20 protein-coding genes are annotated in these 17,997 nt (G+C 66.7%); 5 read left to right on the top strand and 15 right to left on the bottom strand.

Features of this window, described 5'->3' with window-relative positions; translation table 11 throughout:
• Nucleotides 1-8: 8 nt before the first annotated feature.
• Nucleotides 9-761 (top strand): hypothetical protein, encoded by a 753-nt coding sequence (locus RVY76_RS13985; protein WP_317374792.1) that lies wholly within the window; start codon nucleotides 9-11, stop codon nucleotides 759-761.
• A 36-nt stretch (nucleotides 762-797) separates the two neighbouring features.
• Here the strand turns inward: RVY76_RS13985 and pufX are convergent, their stop codons facing one another.
• The 12 genes from pufX to RVY76_RS13925 all read right to left on the bottom strand — a co-directional run bounded on the left by pufX (nucleotide 798) and on the right by RVY76_RS13925 (nucleotide 10,927).
• Complete coding sequence (gene pufX, locus RVY76_RS13980) at nucleotides 798-1,046, bottom strand: RC-LH1 core complex protein PufX (protein ID WP_317374791.1); 249 nt, start codon at nucleotides 1,044-1,046, stop codon at nucleotides 798-800.
• Between the two features lie 7 nt (nucleotides 1,047-1,053).
• Nucleotides 1,054-2,037, bottom strand: a complete 984-nt coding sequence (gene pufM, locus RVY76_RS13975; RefSeq protein WP_317374790.1) for a photosynthetic reaction center subunit M — start codon at nucleotides 2,035-2,037, stop codon at nucleotides 1,054-1,056.
• A gap of 12 nt (nucleotides 2,038-2,049) precedes the next feature.
• Nucleotides 2,050-2,880 carry a photosynthetic reaction center subunit L gene (gene pufL, locus RVY76_RS13970; protein ID WP_317374789.1) on the bottom strand — a complete coding sequence of 277 codons (831 nt, stop codon included), beginning with the start codon at nucleotides 2,878-2,880 and terminating at the stop codon, nucleotides 2,050-2,052.
• A 99-nt stretch (nucleotides 2,881-2,979) separates the two neighbouring features.
• Nucleotides 2,980-3,162, bottom strand: coding sequence for a light-harvesting antenna LH1, alpha subunit (gene pufA / locus RVY76_RS13965; RefSeq protein WP_317374787.1), 183 nt, complete (start codon nucleotides 3,160-3,162; stop codon nucleotides 2,980-2,982).
• 13 nt (nucleotides 3,163-3,175) lie between these two features.
• Nucleotides 3,176-3,325, bottom strand: a complete 150-nt coding sequence (pufB, locus tag RVY76_RS13960) for a light-harvesting antenna LH1, beta subunit (protein ID WP_317374786.1) — start codon at nucleotides 3,323-3,325, stop codon at nucleotides 3,176-3,178.
• A gap of 181 nt (nucleotides 3,326-3,506) precedes the next feature.
• Nucleotides 3,507-3,737, bottom strand: coding sequence for a cytochrome PufQ (gene pufQ / locus RVY76_RS13955; protein WP_317374785.1), 231 nt, complete (start codon nucleotides 3,735-3,737; stop codon nucleotides 3,507-3,509).
• On the bottom strand, nucleotides 3,734-5,206 hold the full coding sequence (gene bchZ / locus RVY76_RS13950; RefSeq protein ID WP_317374784.1) for a chlorophyllide a reductase subunit Z: 1,473 nt from the start codon (nucleotides 5,204-5,206) through the stop codon (nucleotides 3,734-3,736). Before bchZ ends, pufQ begins: the two co-directional genes overlap by 4 nt.
• A gap of 67 nt (nucleotides 5,207-5,273) precedes the next feature.
• Nucleotides 5,274-6,827: a chlorophyllide a reductase subunit Y gene (gene bchY, locus RVY76_RS13945; protein ID WP_317374782.1), complete on the bottom strand. Its 1,554-nt coding sequence runs from the start codon at nucleotides 6,825-6,827 to the stop codon at nucleotides 5,274-5,276.
• 63 nt (nucleotides 6,828-6,890) lie between these two features.
• Nucleotides 6,891-7,901, bottom strand: a complete 1,011-nt coding sequence (locus tag RVY76_RS13940) for a chlorophyllide a reductase iron protein subunit X (protein WP_317374780.1) — start codon at nucleotides 7,899-7,901, stop codon at nucleotides 6,891-6,893.
• Nucleotides 7,898-8,836: a chlorophyll synthesis pathway protein BchC gene (bchC, locus tag RVY76_RS13935; protein ID WP_317376779.1), complete on the bottom strand. Its 939-nt coding sequence runs from the start codon at nucleotides 8,834-8,836 to the stop codon at nucleotides 7,898-7,900. The genes RVY76_RS13940 and bchC overlap by 4 nt, the downstream gene beginning before the upstream one ends.
• Before the next feature lie 108 nt (nucleotides 8,837-8,944).
• Nucleotides 8,945-10,048: a methyltransferase gene (locus tag RVY76_RS13930; RefSeq protein ID WP_317374778.1), complete on the bottom strand. Its 1,104-nt coding sequence runs from the start codon at nucleotides 10,046-10,048 to the stop codon at nucleotides 8,945-8,947.
• Between the two features lie 3 nt (nucleotides 10,049-10,051).
• Nucleotides 10,052-10,927, bottom strand: coding sequence for a polyprenyl synthetase family protein (locus RVY76_RS13925; protein ID WP_317374777.1), 876 nt, complete (start codon nucleotides 10,925-10,927; stop codon nucleotides 10,052-10,054).
• Between the two features lie 83 nt (nucleotides 10,928-11,010).
• Between RVY76_RS13925 and crtD the strand changes: the two genes are divergently transcribed.
• Nucleotides 11,011-12,570, top strand: a complete 1,560-nt coding sequence (gene crtD, locus RVY76_RS13920; RefSeq protein ID WP_317374775.1) for a 1-hydroxycarotenoid 3,4-desaturase CrtD — start codon at nucleotides 11,011-11,013, stop codon at nucleotides 12,568-12,570.
• On the top strand, nucleotides 12,525-13,391 hold the full coding sequence (gene crtC / locus RVY76_RS13915) for a carotenoid 1,2-hydratase (protein ID WP_317376778.1): 867 nt from the start codon (nucleotides 12,525-12,527) through the stop codon (nucleotides 13,389-13,391). Before crtD ends, crtC begins: the two co-directional genes overlap by 46 nt.
• Here crtC and tspO read toward each other — a convergent pair.
• The 3 genes from tspO to RVY76_RS13900 form a co-directional block, all read right to left on the bottom strand.
• Nucleotides 13,388-13,855, bottom strand: coding sequence for a tryptophan-rich sensory protein TspO (gene tspO / locus RVY76_RS13910; protein ID WP_317374774.1), 468 nt, complete (start codon nucleotides 13,853-13,855; stop codon nucleotides 13,388-13,390). The two genes, crtC and tspO, sit on opposite strands and share 4 nt — an antisense overlap.
• A gap of 42 nt (nucleotides 13,856-13,897) precedes the next feature.
• A complete protein-coding gene (locus RVY76_RS13905) occupies nucleotides 13,898-14,221 on the bottom strand; it encodes a DnaJ family domain-containing protein (RefSeq protein WP_317374772.1) in 324 nt (107 codons plus the stop codon).
• Between the two features lie 66 nt (nucleotides 14,222-14,287).
• Nucleotides 14,288-15,628 (bottom strand): mechanosensitive ion channel family protein, encoded by a 1,341-nt coding sequence (locus RVY76_RS13900; RefSeq protein ID WP_317374771.1) that lies wholly within the window; start codon nucleotides 15,626-15,628, stop codon nucleotides 14,288-14,290.
• A gap of 233 nt (nucleotides 15,629-15,861) precedes the next feature.
• Between RVY76_RS13900 and leuC the strand changes: the two genes are divergently transcribed.
• Together leuC and leuD are read left to right on the top strand one after the other, a co-directional pair.
• Nucleotides 15,862-17,286: a 3-isopropylmalate dehydratase large subunit gene (gene leuC / locus RVY76_RS13895; protein ID WP_317374769.1), complete on the top strand. Its 1,425-nt coding sequence runs from the start codon at nucleotides 15,862-15,864 to the stop codon at nucleotides 17,284-17,286.
• An 11-nt stretch (nucleotides 17,287-17,297) separates the two neighbouring features.
• Nucleotides 17,298-17,903 (top strand): 3-isopropylmalate dehydratase small subunit, encoded by a 606-nt coding sequence (gene leuD / locus RVY76_RS13890; protein WP_317374767.1) that lies wholly within the window; start codon nucleotides 17,298-17,300, stop codon nucleotides 17,901-17,903.
• Nucleotides 17,904-17,997 lie beyond the last annotated feature (94 nt).

Genomic DNA, 17,997 nt, shown 5'->3' with positions numbered 1-17,997 from the left:
GCGGGTAGATGAGGATTGTGCGCGGAATGGCCGTGGCCGTGATGGCCGTGGCCCCGATGATGGCCATGGCCGAGGAAACCGTCATGGCCCCCCGGGGATCGCTCTTTTCCGACCGCGCGCCGCTTTTCGTCATCGACGACAGCCCCTCCGAGCCCGAGGCGCGGCTGCAGGTGGCGAGCCTTTTCGCGGATCGCGCCGAGACGGGATTCTTCGCTCCGAGATCCGAACCCGCGCGGGTGACGAACGCCGTCGCCTCGGCCGCGGGGATCGTCCATCAGGGCGGAACGCCGGTCGCACAGCTGCGCCACATCATCGCGCGTGCCGAGGCCGGTTCGATGGAATACGACGCCGTACAGCACGGCGCGACGCGCAAGCCGTCGAGACCGCCCACCCAGATGACGCTTGCCGATATCTATGAGTGGATCGCCGCGACGCCGGGCCAGCCGCACGCGATCGGGCGGTACCAGTTCATTCCCAAGACGTTGAAGGCACTGGTCAATCGCGCGGGGCTCGACACGCGGACGCGATTCTCGCCCGAGGTACAGGACCAACTCGCGAACCTGCTGCTCGAGGATGCGGGACTGACGGCTTTCCGCGCGGGCCAGATCACGCGGCACGCCTTCATGAACAATCTCGCGAAGATCTGGGCAGGGCTGCCGAATTCGTCCGGACAGTCGCATTACCACGGCTATGCCGGCAACAAGGCCACGATGAGCTGGGCGAATTTCGATGCCGAGGTCGCGGCCCTCTTTCCCGGCTGAGGGGAGGCGCGCCGGCCGGCGCGCCCCCGGCTTGGATCAGGCGATCCCGGTTGCGCGCTGCATGAGATCGATCGCCGCATAGGGATCTTCGGGCAGCAGATAGCTGATCGCGCGCAGGATCAGGATGAAACCGATCACGCCGAAAAAGACGATCGCCGCGTAGAACGCCCCCAGGCACATCTGGGAGAAGATCCACATGTGAAGCGACGGCTGCGAATCCCGCATGAACCATTGCGGAGGCTTCGGGATCCTGGGATCGGTCACCATTTTCTTGAGATCGGCCATTTCGATATCACTCCATGCCCGGGGGTTGGTAGATCATGAACTCTTCCGGCGTGCGTGCCGGCACGTAGTTCTGCGCCGCGCCGTAGCCGTGCTCCTGCGCCCAGACGAACCAGTTGTCGACGACCGTGCCGGTCAGCAGGATGCCGATCCCGCCGGTAAGCGTCGTCAGCACCGCGAACCACCAGGCCCAGCGATGGATCCCCTCCATCGTAGCGTTGAAGCCCATCGTCCAGCGCCAGAAGAGGCCGGCGCGTTCCGAAGCCGTGCCGCGATCGGCGATCTGTTCCAGCTCGCGGTCGCCGCCATAGCGGCCCACTGCAAGGATCGTGCCGCCATGCATCGCGAAGAGCAGCGCCGAGCCGTAGAGGAACACGATCGAGAGCGCGTGGAACGGATTGTAGAAGAGGTTGCCGTAGCTGAGCGAGAAAAGGTTGGTCCAGTCGAGATGCGGGAAAATGCCGTAGGGCACCGCTTCGGACCAGCTGCCCATGAGGATCGGACGGATCAGGCCCAGCACGAGGAACAGCCAGATCGCGCTCGCGAAGGCCCAGCAGACATGCTTGCCCATTCCGAGCTGCGCCGCCAGCACGTAGGAGCGGATCCACCACGAGATGACCGCGACGAGAAGCAGCGCCGAGGCGATGATCCAGAGCCCCCCCTCCCAGAGTGGTGCGAAGCCGAGACCGTATTCGGGCGCGGGCGGCTCGAGCGCGAGGTAGAAGAGGTCGCGGAAGAACAGCGCCGGGTTGAAATCGACCTGCACCCAGAAGCTGATGCCCACGAGGAAGAACCAGAGCCCCCCCGTGATGAGCGACACGATACCGTAGGGGCCGAGATAGATCGGCCCGATCTGCGCGTTGCCGAACCAGCCGAGGAGCTGGGAGAACCGCGCGCGATCGGTGCGGTCGCGCAGGTCGGCATCCTCGACCATGCCGAGCTCGGGCGGACCGGCGACCTGAACCTGCGTGAAGATGTTCTGATAATTGGGCATGTTCAGCTCTCCTTACATATCCGCCCACCAGGGCAGGTAGAGATACCAGTCCCACCAGGCGACCCACTGGTCGAACCAGATCGTGCCGGAGATGACGATGCAGAGCGCGCTCCAGAGGCCCGCGTTGATCGCGAGCAGCAGTCCCAGCCGGTGAATGCCGAGCGGCCCGATCGAATAGCCGATGAAGTCGCGGAAGAACGTGTCCTCGTGATCGGGATTGCGCATCACCTTGCCCTTTTCGGGATTGGCGGCCGACAGGATCAGCGATCCGTGGAGCGCAAGCGCGAAGCACGTGGTGAAGAAGAACGTCACCGCGACCATGTGCGCGGGATTGTAGTGGAAGTTTCCGTAGAGGTATCCGGTGTAGCTCACCCAGTCGAGATGGCTCCAGATGCCGTAGGGAAAGGCGTGTCCCCAGGCCCCCATGAGGACGGGGCGGATCACCTGCAGCGTGGTGTAGGCAACGATCGCCGCGCCGAAGGCCACAGGCACGTGGAAACCGATGCCGAGCTTGCGGCAAATCTCGACCTCGCGCAGCGCCCAGGAAACGAAGGCCCCGTGCGCGCAGATCGTGATGATCTGCCAGAGCCCGCCCATCTCGAGCGGCGCGGCCCCGAGCCCGTAGGAGAGCGGCGGCGGATTGACCGAGATGAGCCAGGGATTCCAGACCCCCTGGATCGCCGCGGTGTAGAAGACGAGGATCGTCCCGAGCCCCGCGAAGAACACGGTCGTGATCCCGAAGAAGCCCACGAAGAACGGACCGACCCAGAAGTCGAACAGATCGCCGCCGATGAGCGTGCCCCCCGGCACGCGATATTTACGCTCGAAGCTGAGCAGTGCCATCTTCCTACTCCGTATCTGTGGCGGCGTCCGGTGCGCGGGCCGTCGCGGGGGTGCCACGGGCGACCGGAAGGGCCGCCCGTGACGGGTTTCGGATCGAGATCAGTCCACGACGGTGACGTTGCCGGTGCCGTATTTGGCAGCGGATTGCTCGAACCAGTTGAACCTGTCGGTGCTGAGCAGGACGAGGTGGATCATCGCCGCCAGCAGGAACAGGAAGACACCCTGCGCGACGAAGACGCGACGCGGGTCGAAGACCAGCCAGATCTTGTAGAACTTTGCCATTACGCGTCCCTCCTCAGAACCACGGGCGCCAGATGAACACCGCGATATGAGCAACGACGGCCACGGCCGAGAACAGCCAGAGCCCGCTCAGATAGACGGAATGCAGTTCCTGCGCCTGCTCGTCGGTAAGACCTGTGAACGACAGGTCGGTTCTATCAGCCATTTAACTCTCCTTCGGATCGCCAAGCTGACGCCGCGGGGCCCCGCGGCCGGGTTCCGGCTCCTGCCGGACTTCTTCCGGGCCTTGCCCGGCAGAATTCTTGCGCGCGCCGCGCGTGCCCGTTTCGGGGGCATCGCGCACGGAGGATCCCCCCGTGCATGGCGTAGCGTACGCGTGTCATGGTTCAGGCCGAGAAGATCATCGGCGTGATGATGCGGGCCTGGCTCCACGCGCGCGAGATCGGTCCCTTCTCAGGCATGCGCATCTGCCGTGCAGCGATCAGCAGCCAGGTCAGGCAGGCAAGCGGGAGGGTCGCGGCGAAGATCAGGGCGAAGTAGGCGTAGAACTCGGCCTTCGGCTGCGCGCGGCCTCGCGCGGGTGCCATCGAAGCCATCTGGTTCGTCATGTCGCTCATGCTTTATCCTCCGGATTGGAACTCGATGCGGGCGCGAGCGCCCTGACGGTGTCGCGCACGACCCTTTCGTCGCCATGGGCGAGGGCCCTGCGCTCGGCCGCGTCGCGCAGGCTGCGCGCCGCGGAGATGCGGGTGAGGACGGGATGCTCGGCCACGATGCGGTCGAGCTCGGCCTGGGCGTCGGCATCCCATGGGAAATCGCGCCGGGTATTAGCGGGCGTGGCCTCGGCACTGTCCATCTCGGAGCCGAGCGGCAGGATGTGGAAGAGCGCGTCGAAGAGCCCGTTGCACACTTCCTGCAGAAGGTAGGTCGCGCCGGCATAGCCCATGAAGGGGGTGCCAGTGGCGCGCCGGATCGCAGCCCCCGGAAAGCTCGCCGGGATGAAGGCGGGGCTCGGGCCGTGGCCCGATTTCATCTCGGCCAGATACATCTTTTCGTTGATCGAGCCCATGACGACCAGCGGCCGCTTGGCGTGGAGCGTCGCGCGCACCTCGTCGTTGTCGGTCTTCTTGCCCGCCACGCGGGAGACCGACATCGCGCAGGGAAAGCCGAGCTCGTCCTCAAGGTAGTGGCGGATGCCACGGGCATAGGTCTCGTTTGCGACGATGGCGAATTCGGCGGTGCCGAAGAAATCCTGCGTGACCGACCGCCAGAGATCCCAGACGGGCTTCAGCGTCGAATGCTTCTCGCGCTCGATGAAGGGTTCGGGGTCGAGGCCGGTCAGCTCGCCCAGCTTGCGCAGGAACCGCGTGGTCGAGTCGATCCCGACCGGGGCCTGCAGATAGGGCTTGCCCAGCACCTCGCAGAGGCCGCGTCCGAATTCGCGGTACATGCAGACGTTGACGTCGGCATTCACGAGGTTGCGCATCTCGGCCAGATGCGCGCCCATCGGCATGACCATGTTGATCTCGGCCCCGATCCCCTCGACCAGGCGGCGGATCTCGGCCAGATCGCTGGCCATGTTGAACATGCCGTAGATCGGACCGAGGATATTGACGCGCGGGGCCGCGCCCTCCTCGCGCTTCTTCTCGGGTGGCATGCGCCCCTTTGTCATGCCCCATTCGGTGAAGATCCAGGTCATCGCGCGGTCGGCGCATTGCCACTGGTCCTCATCGATGGTTCGGGGAAGAAAACGCTGGATGCTGGTGCCCTGCGGCGTGACGCCGCCTCCGATCATCTCGGCGATGGAGCCCGTCACGACAACCGCAGGAAGTGCCGGATCGAGGACCTCCCAAGCGCGCTTCATCGCCTCTTCGGTGCCCGAACCCATCTCGTCCTCGCCGAGGCCGGTGACGACGATCGGGAGTTCATGCGGCGGCATCGCGTCAGTGTAGTGCAGGACGCTCGTCACCGGCAGGTTCTCGCAGCCGACGGGGCCATCGATCACGACCTGCAGCCCCTTGACCGCGCAAAAGGTATAGACCGCGCCCCAGTAGCCGCCCGCCCTGTCGTGATCCTGGATCAGCATGACAGGCCCCTTTGACAGAGAGCCAGGAGGCTGCGGCCGAAAGGCCGGGGGATGGCGAGCGGACGCGTCATATCATTTCCTGCGCCTTGCGCGCCTTGGCCTGACGTTCGAGTTTCCTGAGGTTCTGGGCGCGGAAATCGGGCCGCAGGTTCGGCTCGCCCTGCCAGACACCTGTTGCATCGCCTTCCCCAACACCCTCGAAGAAGGCCTTCATCCGCGCCATCCGGTTGCGGTTGCCCATGGCGGCATTCACGACCTGTGCGAGCGATCCGGCCCCGGCAGGCCCCATCAGGGGACGCGCCGAAATGAGGTTGGTAAAATAGAGCGACGGGACGCCCAGCTCCTTGGCCTTCTGCACCAGGGGCGTCGTGCCGATGGCGAGGTCCGGGCGCAGGCCTTCCATCGCCGAGAGATCATCCTCGAGCGAGGCGCGATAGACGACCTTGGCCCCCTTCGCCTCAAGCCATTGACGGTCCGCTTCGCTCTCGGGTGTGCGGGGGCACGCGGTGCCGACGTAAGGAACCTCCGCCCCACTCTCGACCAGAAGACGCGCCACGAGAAGCTCGCTGCCCTCGTAGCCCGACAGCGTGATCGTGCCGTCGATCCTGGCACCCGAAAGCGCGCCCTCGATCGCGGGAAGGAACTGGTTCTGCGCGGCCGCGACCTTGTCGGCCGCGATCCCGAACGCCTCGCCAATGCCGGCGAGCCAGTCGGCCGTGCCGTCGCGACCTACGGGCGCGGAGCCCACGACCGGACGTCCCGCCGCGCGGAATTCGCGCATGGCCGCGGTATAGAAGGGGTGGATCGCCGCGACCGCCTCGCAATCAAGCGCGCCGTAGAGTTCGCGCCATTCGCGGCAGGGCACGACCGGACCGGCGGCAAGACCCATCGGCGCAAGCATTGCGCCGATCATCATCGGATCGGCCGGGAACATCTCGCCAAGGAGCGCGACCTGCGGGCGGTCGTCGCGATGGGCGGCGGGGCGCGCGACGGGACCGGCCTCGGCCTCTTCCCGCGCGTATTTCAGCATCGCCCCCGCAAGGACATCCTTCGCTTCGGCATGGGTCGGAATGCCGAAGCCCGGCACGTCGATGCCGATGATACGGACGCCGTTGATCTCCTTTGGGAGGAGTCGCAACGGAACGCCGGACGCGGTCGGGACGCAAAGATTGGTGACCACGATGGCGTCGTAACGGTCGGGATCCGCCATGTCGTGGACGCTCTCGCGGATATCCTCGAAGAGCTTGCCGGTCACGAGGCTTTCGGAATCGAAAGGCACATAACCGACCGAGCGGCGCGCGCCGTAGAAATGGCTCACGAAGCTCAACCCGTAGACGCAGCAGGCCGAGCCCGACAGCACCGTCGCAACCCGCCGCATCCTGAGCCCCACGCGCAGCGACCCGAAGGCGGGGCACATGCTCTGCGGCTTGTCGTGGGGGCCCCGGGGGTAGTCGGCGGCGTAGCGGTCGAGAAGTTCGCTCTGACCCGCCGCGCGCGCTGCCGCTTCCATCCGGCCTGCGCCAGCATGGCATCCGAGCCCGTCGCCCGCCTCCGGATCGACGGCAAGTTCGGGCGCTACTTGCGTCTCCGGGCTTTCGTCATATTCGGGTTTGCGGGTCATATCGTCCTTCATCTGTCCTGAAATACTCCGGGGGTCCGGGGGCTGGCCCCCGGCGCTCTCAACTCAGACCTCGTCGTAGATCACCTCGAGCGAGGCCTTCGCCACTCCCTTCTTGCCGCGCATGTCGGCATCGCTCGCGGGTTCGAGTACCACGTCGCCGCCCGTGTCCTTGCTGTCGAAAAGCCCAAGCAGACCGTCCTGATCGAGGGGCGCGGGGCGCAGGCCGGGGGCCACCCCCACGGCCTCGGCCAGCCCGGCGAAGAGGCCACCCCAAGGCGAGGCACGCGAACCCACAATCTGGTAGTTCGCGGATTTCTTGCGCAGATCGTCGTCGGCCGGGATCGCGGCCAGAACCGGAATGCCCACGGCTTCGGCGAAGGCATGCGCCTCGCCCGACCCGTCATCCTTGTTCACGACAAGACCCGCGACACCGACATTGCCGCCCATCTTGCGGAAATATTCGACAGCCGAGCAGACGTTGTTTGCGACGTAGAGGCTTTGCAGATCGTTCGATCCGACGAGGATGACCTTCTGCGCCATGTCACGCGCGATGGGCAGGCCGAAGCCGCCGCAAACCACGTCGCCCAGGAAGTCGAGCAGAACGTAGTCGAAATCCCAGTCGTGGAAGCCGAGTTTCTCAAGCAGTTCGAAGCCGTGGATGATGCCGCGCCCGCCACAGCCGCGGCCGACCTCGGGCCCGCCAAGCTCCATTGCGAAGACGCCGCCGCGCTTGAAGCAGACATCGCCGATCTTCACCTCCTCGCCGGCAAGCTTCTTGCGGGTCGAGGTCTCGATGATCGTCGGGCAGGCCTTGCCCCCGAAGAGGAGCGAGGTCGTGTCGGATTTCGGATCGCACCCGATCAGCAGGACGCGCTTGCCCTCTTCGGCCATCATGTGACTGAGATTGGCGAGGGTGAAGGATTTGCCGATGCCGCCCTTGCCGTAGATCGCGATGATCTGCGTGTGCTTCGTCGGCTCGGATTGCGGCACCTCGAGCGACGGCTCGGCCGCCTCGTCGCGCAGCTTGGCGTCGTAGTCGCGAAGGTTCGGGGTGTTCGGATCGTCGAGGCTCATGCCACGTCCTTCCAGTCGAGTATCATCTTGAGACAGGCCGGATCGGTGAAGGCCGTCTCGTAGGCCGCGACGGCATCGTCGGGCCGTGCCGAATGCGTGACGAGCCCACCGAGGTCGAGCGCGCCGGAGCCGACCAGATCAGTCACCACGCGCATGTCGGAGGGGGTCCATTCGGCGGCGACGCGGAGCCGCGCCTCCTTCATGAAGGCAGGCGGAAAGGCAAAGCTGATCGGGTCGGTGTAGAAGCCCGCGAGCACGATCTCGCCGCCCTTGGCGATGCGCCCGATGAGTTCGGGCAGCAGATCGGCGCGGCCCGATGCGTCGAAGATCGTGCCGTAATTCCGTGTCTCGTCGCCCGCGGGATCGATCACCTCGTAGCCGCGCGCGCCGCTGCGCCGTGAAGGGTCGACCTCCCAGATCGTAGGCGATCCGCCGGCCAGCACGGTCAACCGCGCCAGAAGGCGGCCGAGCGTTCCGTGGCCAACGATCAGGTCTGGCAAGTCGGTCCTGAGACCGGCGATCGTGTGCCGCGCCGTCGCGGCAAGCGCGAGGATCGCACCGTCGCGTCCGAGTTCCGGGTCGATCGGCGTAACCCGAGCGGCCGGCGTCACGATCCGCCGGGACGCCCCGCCGAAGAGGCCGCGCAGCCCGTCATAGCAATCGGCCCCCGGCACGAACACGCGCGTTCCGATCGCAATCCCCGCACCCGGTCGCGCGTCCACCACCTCGCCCACCGATTCGTAACCGGGGACGAGCGGGTAGCCCATTCCGGGAAAGGGGGGCATCTCGCCGGTCCAAAAAAGTTTCTCCGTGCCGGTGGAAATGCCCGAATGCAGGATATCGATTACCACGTCACCGTCCTGCGGATCGCGAAGCATTGCCGGACCGAGGCCGAGCGCGCGGGGAGCATCGAGGATGATTGCGGAGGTTTCGATCACCTGAGACGTCCTCCCTGTCGCGGTGGACCGGGTCCGAACCCGGTACGGATCATGGTGTCAGTCTAAGCTTACACTTTACTCTGTCAATCTGAATAGACACTCGCATCAGACGGCGCGTCCTTCGACCACACTCGTCACGAAGGGCCGCGATGATCGGGCGATGCGGATCTCGCCGAAACCGGCCTCGCGCAGAAGCTCCGCAATGCGGCCGGGCGCACGGGCGCGGCCGGTCCGCATCGCCATGCAATACAGCGCGAAATAGATGTCGCCCGCGACGTGAGGGGCGTCTCCGCCGGTCATCGGCTCGGACACGATGAGCCGTCCGCCCGGCGATAGGGCCGCGCGTGCGCGGCTCAGGAGTGTGCGCACCACGACGTCGGGATGATCGTAGAGCACGCGGACGAGGGTGATCGCATCCGCCCCCTCGGGCAGATCGTCGTGCCGGAAATTCCCCGGGGCGAACGTGATTCGCCCGCCGAGCCCCTGCCCCTCGAGCGCGGCACGCGCCGGGCCCATCACCTGCGGCAGGTCGAAGAGGACCAGATCGGCGTGCGGCAGCGCCCCGGCCACGTGCGCCAGGAACATTCCCGTCCCGCCGCCCACATCGACGAGACGCGAGACGCCCCGCAGGTCGATCGCGGCAAGCGTATCCTCGGCCACGAGGATCTGGCTCTCGGCCATGAGACGCGAATAGCGTGCGCTGTCCTCTGCCCCCGCTTCGCCGCCCTGCCCGAAGACGTAGGGCCAGAAGCCCGCCAGTTCGGTCTCGACCTCACCGCGGAAGAACGCGACCGGGTCCGAAAGGTCGCGGTAGAGGATATCGTGATGGCGGATCATCTCCTCGAGCCCGGGCACGCCCAGAAGCGCGGCGCCGCGCAGGCTGAGCCGCACGCGACCGCGCGAAAGACGCAGCAGGCCCAGCGCGACGCCGCCGCGGATCAGGATCTCCGCCCGGTCGTCCGGCAAGGGCAGCTCACGGGCGAGTGCGCCGATCTCTCGCGGACGGCCTTCGACCAGATGCAGGACGCGCAGTTCGACAAGGACGCGCAGGACCTGGCTTTGAGCGAAGCCCGAGACAATGTCGAAGATCGCCTCGCCCTCGTGCCGCACATGGGATCGGGTCAGGGGGAACCGGGCGGCCCAGCGCCGGAAACGGGGATCGCGCACCAGCCTTTCGCACCAGCCCGGCGCGCCACCGGCATCGCGCATGGATCAGTGGCCCACGCGGGCGGGTCTGTGGGTGAGCGGCGTCAGCTTCTCAGCATAGCGCCGCACCATCGCTGCGAGCGATGCTTCACCCGGACAGGACGGGATCGACGCGATCGCGCCGCCAAGGATATCGGTCAGCCGCCCGACCGCCCCGTCGACGCCCAGCGCGGCCACTGCGTTCGGCCGTCCGTGCAGGTCGTCCTGACCGGCGGGCTTGCCCAGCGCCTCGGCATCGTAGAGCGCGTCGCGCAAGTCGTCGGCCACCTGGAACGCCTCGCCGATCCGCTGACCCAACTCTTCCCAGGGCTCGGCCTCTTGTCCGGCGGCGACGGCACCCATTTGGGTCGCGGCCACGAACAGCGCGCCGGTCTTGGCGCGGTGATAGGCAGCGAGGTCGATCCGTGCCTCGCTTTCCCACCCCTGCCCCGCGCAGATGCCACCGGGCATGCCGGTTCGCGCAGCGAGGATGCGGATGAGCTCCACCGCGCGAAGCGGGTCCTGCGGCGCGGCGCGGGCAAGGGTGTCGAAGGCCATGACGATGAGGCTGTCGCCCGTCAGAAGGGCAAGCGGTTCGGAAAAGGCTCGATGGACCGAAGGCTTGCCACGCCGCATGTCCGCATCGTCGAAACAGGGCATGTCGTCGTGGACGAGACTCGCACAGTGGACGAGTTCGAGCGCGACGGCCGCCGCATCGGTCAGCGCCGGCCGGTCGTCGAGGCAGGCGAGCGCGACGCTCGTGCAAATGGTTGGCCGGATCCGCGCGCCGCCGGGCGCGGTCGCGTAATGCAGCGCGGAGGACAGCCGCGCGGGTGCATCCCCGCCCCGACCCCTCTCGATCGTGCGGGCGAGATGGCTCTCGATCCGGGTCGAAATGGACATGGCGACTGCAACCTCGCGGACGGGGATAGGCGAAAGTGTCAACCAATCTGGACACATCGATCAGGGTGAGTCAAGAATCGCGCATGAGCGAGACCCGCATCATCGTCATTGGAGCCGGCATGGGCGGCCTCTCCGCCGCCATCGCGCTCGCCGCGAAGGGGTGCGACGTCACGATCCTCGATCGAGGCACAGCGCCGGGCGGCAAGGCGCGCACGCAGGACAGCGCCGCGGGACCGGTCAATGCGGGCCCGACAGTCCTGACGCTGCGCGTCGTCTTCGACGAGCTGTTCGAGGAGGCCGGTGCCGCGCTCGACGATTACGTGACGCTCGCTCCCGAGCCGCTTCTTGCGCGCCATTTCTGGCCCGACGGCAGCCGGCTCGACCTCACGTCGAACGAAGGTGAGAATGCCAGGGCCATCGCCAATTTCGCGGGGCCCGCCGCAGGGAAGGAGTTCCGCGCCTTCGCCGCCCGCGCCCGCCGACTCTTTGCCACCTTCGAAGACCCGATGCTACGCGCGCCCGCCCCCCGCCCCCTGTCGTTCGCGGCGCTCGTCGCACGCGATCCGGGCTTGTTGCGCGCGATGTCGCCCGGCCGGAGCCTGGCCGGACGGCTTGCCCGCGATTTCACCGATCCGCGGCTCAGACAGCTTTTCGGGCGCTACGCCACCTATGTCGGCGGCTCCCCCTTCGGTACACCTGCGCTCCTCTCGCTGATCTGGGAGGCAGAGGCCGCCGGGATCTGGCGCGTCGAGGGCGGCATCGCGGCGCTCGCCCGCGGCATGGCGGCGCTTGCCACCGATCTCGGGGCGCGCATCCGCTATGCCAGCGTCGCCACCCGGATCGTGACCGACGAAGGGCGCGTGAGCGCGGTGGAGCTCGAGGATGGGACGGTCCTCGATTGCGACCGCGTCGTCTTCAACGGCGATCCGCGCGCGCTCAGGCACGGGCTTCTGGGAAGCGACGTGACCGATGCCGTGCCTCGCGGAGCGGTCGAGCCTCTGAGCCTCTCGGCCGAGGTCTGGGCCTTCGCGGCGCGACCACAGGGCGCGGATCTGGTGCATCACAATGTCTTCTTCGGCCGCGATCCGCATTCGGAATTCGACCGGATCGCCGATGGGCTGCCGCCGCTCGACCCGACGATCTATGTCTGCGCGCAGGATCGCGGCACGGGCCGCACGCCCCCCGACGGCCCCGAGCGGTTCGAGATCATCGTCAACGCCGCCCCCGACACCCCCGAGCAGGAGTTCAATCAATGTCGTCAGCGGACCTTCACCACCCTGGCCGAGCGGGATCTCCGCTTCGATCCGGAGCCGCCGGCCACGGCCCTTACGGGGCCCAGGGGCTTCGGGCGGCTCTTTCCGGGATCGGGGGGCGCGCTCTACGGGCGCTCGCCCCAGGGCACGATGGCAGCCTTCAGGCGCCCGACGGCGCAGAGCGCGGTTCCGGGACTGTATCTGGCGGGCGGGGGGACGCATCCGGGAGCGGGGGTGCCGATGGCAGCCCTGTCAGGCCGACACGCCGCCAGCGCGATCGGCCTGAGCCTCTCTTCGACCGGCAGGTCGGACGCGGCGGATATGCATGGTGGTATCTCGACGGAATCTCCGACGACGGAACCCGCGGCGTCTCGGCCATCGGGTTCATAGGATCGGTCTTCTCGCCCTGGTATCGCTGGTCCGGGCACCGCGATCCGCGCGATCATTGCTGCCTGAACATCGCGACCTACGGGCCCGGCGGGCGTTTTGCCATGACCGATCGCGGGCGCGATGCCCTCTCGCAGACACCCGAACGGATCGGGATCGGCCCTTCGGCGATGGAATGGCGCGACGGCAAGCTGATCGTCACGGTCGAGGAAGTAAGCTCCCCGCCTCTAATCTCGCGCATTCGCGGCACGATCACCTTCGAGCCAGATGCGCTGACGGGGGCCGAGATCTCGCTCGCACCCGACGACAGTCATCTCTGGAGGCCACTGGCGCCATCGGGTCGCATCCATGTCGATCTCGGGGACCGGGGGCGCTGGTCCGGGCACGGCTATTTCGACGCGAATTCGGGGACGCGCCCGCTTGAGGCCGATTTCAGCTACTGGAGCTGGGGGCGCTTTCCGGGCAAGGACGGCACGACCTGCTTTTACGAGGCAACGTTGCGCGACGGATCGCCCTCGACCACCGCAATCCACATCGGCCGCGACGGCAATGTTTCGGATATCGACCCGCCGGCCCGTGCGACGCTGCCCAGAACGCGGTGGCAGGTGCGCCGCGAGACGCGCGCCGATGCAGGGTATGCGCCCAAACAGGTCCTGCCGATGCTCGATGCGCCCTTCTACTCCCGTTCGGCCGTGAGGACGTGCATCGACGGTGAGGAGGTGACCGGTACGCACGAAGCGCTCGACCTCGACCGGTTCCGGGGGCCATGGCTCATGCCGCTTCTGGCGGTACGTGTGCCGCGCCGGGCGAACTGGCGCGGCTAGGTGGTGATCGGGCCGCGACGGTTGAGCCGCCACACCTCGAAATTGAGCGCAGCGGCGATGCTGACCCAGATGAGATAGGGCACGAACAGGATCCCGGCGATGAAGTCGAGATCCCAGAAGCTGACCGTCGTGGCAAAGACCGCAACCCAGAGGATCGCGATCACGACGAGCGCGGCCTTCATCTTGTGCAATCCGAAGAACACCGGCGTCCAGAGCGTGTTGAACGCGATCTGGACGGCGAAGAACCCCATCGCATAGGCATTGGCGGGCTCCGATGCGATTCGCGCGCCGGCATTGGCGATGAAGAGGTAGAGCACGGTCCACGTGACCGGGAAAACCCAGTTCGGCGGCGTCCAAGCCGGCTTTTCGAGCGCGTCGTACCATTGGCCGGGTGAGAACATCACGCCGGTTGCCGCCGCACCGCCGCAGGCCGCGAGAAAGATGAAGAAGAGGGTCCAGTCCATGATCGGGCGAGATAGGACGCTGCCCCACGGTATCCAGCCCGCTCAGTAGCGCAGGCCGCGCCGACGCTCCGACAGCATGGCGAGGCGCATCTGCGTCTGCCCCAGCGCGGCCATCGCAGCACGTCGTTCGGGCTCGGTCTCGGCGGCGGCGAGTGCGGCGCGCTCGGACGCCGCCCGCTGCATCAGCGCAACCTCGGGCGGCACCACGCCCTCGGTCTTCATGATCCGGAAACCCGCCTCCTCCAGCGGGTCGAGCCCGCCTTCGGCGACGGCGATGGGCTTGCCCTCGCCCTCGAGCCCTTCGAGGTCGCCCGCGTCCCGCGACGCGTCGATCAGCCGTTCCGCGATTCGTGCCAGCCATGACATGGGCCGAAGATGCCCCGCCGTACGGGTGCCTTCAAGAACGTTGCGGCTTCATCGGGCGGGAGACATTCACGGCCCGTTATCCCGATCCGCACCGGTCTCGACGCGGAGCGTATCGTTTACCACCCGCACCTCGCGCTGCGGGAACGGGATAGAGATCCCCTCTTCCTTGAACGCATCCCAGAGCGCGAGATAGACGTTGCCGCGGATGTTGGTCAGACCGCCTGTCGGATCGGTGATCCAGAACCGCAGGATGTAATCGACCGACGAACCGCCGAAGCCGGTGATGTGGCAGACCGGCGCGGGCGTCGACAGCACCCGCGCGACACCGGATGCAGCCCCGATCGCGATGCGGCGCACGGCATGGGGATCGTCGTGATAGGCGGTGCCGAAGAAGATATCGAGCCGGACGAATTCGTTCGAATGCGACCAGTTGACCACCTGCCCCGTGATCAGATCCTCGTTGGGGATCAGGTATTCCTTGCCGTCGCGCGTCGTGATCGAGGCGTAGCGCGCGCCGAGCGTGTTGATCCAGCCGAACGTATCGCCGAGAGAGATCACGTCGCCGGGCTTGATCGACTTGTCGAGCAGGATGATCACCCCGGAAACGAGGTTCGAGACGACCTTTTGCAGACCGAAGCCGAGCCCCACGCCAATCGCGCCCGACAGCACCGCAAGCCCCGTGAGATCCACCCCCACGATCCTGAGCGCCGCGAAGAGCGCCGCGCCGTAAAGCCCGATCTGCAGCATCTTCACGACGAGGACCCGCATCGAGGGGCTGATCGACTCGTTGCGGCGGATACGCTCGGCGCTGGTCGAGGACAGGATCCGCGCGATCGTCAGCAGCACCGAGACGAGCACGATCACCTTCAGGAAGGACAGGAGGCTCAACCGGAATTCGCCCAGCGTGAAGGCCACCCGGTCGAGCGCACGCCCGACCTCGTCGGTGATCCCGAGAAGGTAGAGCGTCACCCAGATCCAGAGCCCCCAGCGCACGACGGAGCGCAGCGCGGGATTGCGCACCAGCCGCACCGCGAAGACCACGGCGAGCCAGGCGAGCGCAAGGCTCGCCACCATCGCGAGAATGTAGCTGCGCGAGGGATAGGGCGTGATTCCCCGCATCGTCCAGAGTGCGATCCAGACGAAGATCGTGAAGAAGATGAGCTTCAGCCGGCGGTTGATCGTCAGCAGCAGCCGAAGCTGCCATTTCGGTCGATTCTCGAGCCCGCGCATCCATTCGCGCATCCGGGGCTGGACCAGCCGGGCGAACGCGATGGCCGCGACGATCAGGGCCGCGACGACCCCGAGCTGCCAGAGCCGCGAAGGCAGAGCGAGGTTCTGCACCTGCAATCGCAGCAACGCCCAGATCCGGGCGAGTTCTTCCGAGATGACGGCGATTTCGGCGTCCATGGATGTGAGAATGCAGCGCCGCCCGGGACGCGGCAAGCCCGCACGCGCGGGCCTTTATTCCGCCGGCGGGGTGGGATAGGATCCCCCGCCATGAGCCCAGTCTTCGATATCGGCGATCGCGCGCGTCTCAGCGAACGTTTCTTCGGTGCCGCGCTGAGCGTTCTCGCGCGCCTATGATGCCGTCCGCCCGTACAGCCTGAGCCCGAGATATTCCAGCCAAGGAGAGGACGCCCATGTCCCCCAAGACGCTCTACGACAAGATCTGGGACGCACATCTGGTCCACGAGGACAAGGATGGCACCAGCCTTCTCTATATCGACCGCCACCTTGTCCATGAGGTGACGAGCCCGCAGGCCTTCGAGGGGCTGCGCCTGTCGGGCCGCAAGGTCCGCGCGCCCGAGAAGACCATCGCCGTGCCCGACCACAACGTGCCCACGACGCCCGACCGCGCGAACGGGATCGAGAACGAGGAATCGCGCATCCAGGTCGAGGCGCTCGACGCGAATGCGCGCGAGACCGGGATCAACTACTATCCCGTCAGCGACGTGCGGCAGGGCATCGTGCACATCATCGGCCCCGAGCAGGGCTGGACCCTGCCCGGCATGACGGTCGTCTGCGGCGACAGCCATACGGCGACGCACGGTGCCTTCGGCGCGCTTGCCCACGGCATCGGCACGTCCGAGGTCGAGCACGTGCTCGCCACGCAGACGCTGATCCAGTCGAAATCGAAGAACATGAAGGTCGAGATCACCGGGAAACTCGCCCCCGGCGTCACGGCCAAGGACATCACGCTGTCGGTCATCGGCAAGACCGGCACCGCGGGCGGCACCGGCTACGTCATCGAGTATTGCGGCGAGGCGATCCGCTCGCTCAGCATGGAAGGCCGCATGACGGTCTGCAACATGGCGATCGAGGGCGGCGCGCGCGCGGGCCTCATCGCGCCCGACGAGACGACCTTCGACTACGTGAAGGGTCGCCCCCACGCGCCGAAGGGCGCACAATGGGAGGCTGCGCTTTCGTGGTGGAAGACCCTCAAATCCGATGACGACGCCCATTGGGACAAGGTCGTGACGCTGAAGGGCGAAGAGATCGCGCCGGTCGTGACATGGGGCACCTCGCCCGAGGACACGCTGCCGATCACCGCCGAGGTTCCCAACCCCGAGAGCTTTTCGGGCGGCAAGGTTGCGGCCGCGCGGCGCGCGCTCGAATACATGGGCCTCGAGGCCGGTACGAAGCTCAGCGAGATCCCGATCGACACCGTCTTCATCGGCTCCTGCACCAATGGCCGGATCGAGGATCTGCGGGCAGCGGCCGAGATCCTGAAGGGCAACAAGATCAAGGACGGCCTGCGCGCCATGGTCGTGCCGGGATCGGGTCTCGTTCGCGCCCAGGCGGAGGAAGAGGGCCTTGCGCAGATATTCATGGATGCGGGCTTCGAATGGCGGATGGCCGGCTGTTCGATGTGTCTTGCCATGAATCCCGACCAGCTCGCCCCGGGCGAGCGTTGCGCGGCCACCTCGAACCGCAATTTCGAGGGCCGCCAGGGACGCGGCGGCCGCACGCATCTCATGTCGCCCGCCATGGCGGCGGCGGCGGCGATCACGGGCAGGCTGACGGATGTGCGCGAGCTCATGCAGTCCGAGCCGCAGCCGGCTTGAGGAGAGAGTAAATGGACAAGTTCGAGAAATTGACCGGTGTCGCGGCTCCCCTGCCGCTCATCAACATCGACACAGACATGATCATCCCCAAGCAGTTCCTGAAGACCATCAAGCGGTCGGGGCTCGGGGTGAACCTCTTCGATGAGATGCGCTACAACGACGACGGGTCGGAGAACGAGAACTTCGTGCTCAACAAGCCCGCCTATCGTGAGGCCGAAATCCTGGTCGCGGGCGAGAATTTCGGCTGCGGATCCTCGCGGGAGCATGCGCCATGGGCCATCAAGGATTTCGGGATCCGCTGCGTGATCGCGCCGTCCTTCGCGGACATCTTCTTCAACAACTGCTTCAAGAACGGCATCCTGCCGATTCCGTTGCCGCAGGAGCAGGTCGACGTTCTGATGGCCGATGCCGAGAAGGGCGCCAATGCGCGGATGGAGATCGATCTGGAAAACCAGACGATCACAACCTCCGAGGGCGAGACGATCCGCTTCGAGATCGATCCGTTCCGAAAGCATTGCCTGCTTGAAGGGCTCGACGATATCGGACTGACCCTGGAGAAGGCCGCCGCGATCGACACGTTCGAAGCATCGGTCGGGCAATCGCGCCCCTGGGTGTGACCGGCGCACCGGGACGGTTCGCGCGCGAACCGTCCCGGGCCAATCCCTCGATCGACCGGTCGCGCCCAGGCGCGCGCCTTCGCCACGGGCAGCG

Origin of the sequence: Palleronia sp. LCG004 (assembly GCF_032931615.1) — a bacterium.
In the GTDB taxonomy this organism is placed as follows: Bacteria; Pseudomonadota; Alphaproteobacteria; order Rhodobacterales; family Rhodobacteraceae; genus Palleronia.
Note: the sequence above shows the minus strand (reverse complement) of the source record. Positions and strands in the feature narration are given on the sequence as shown.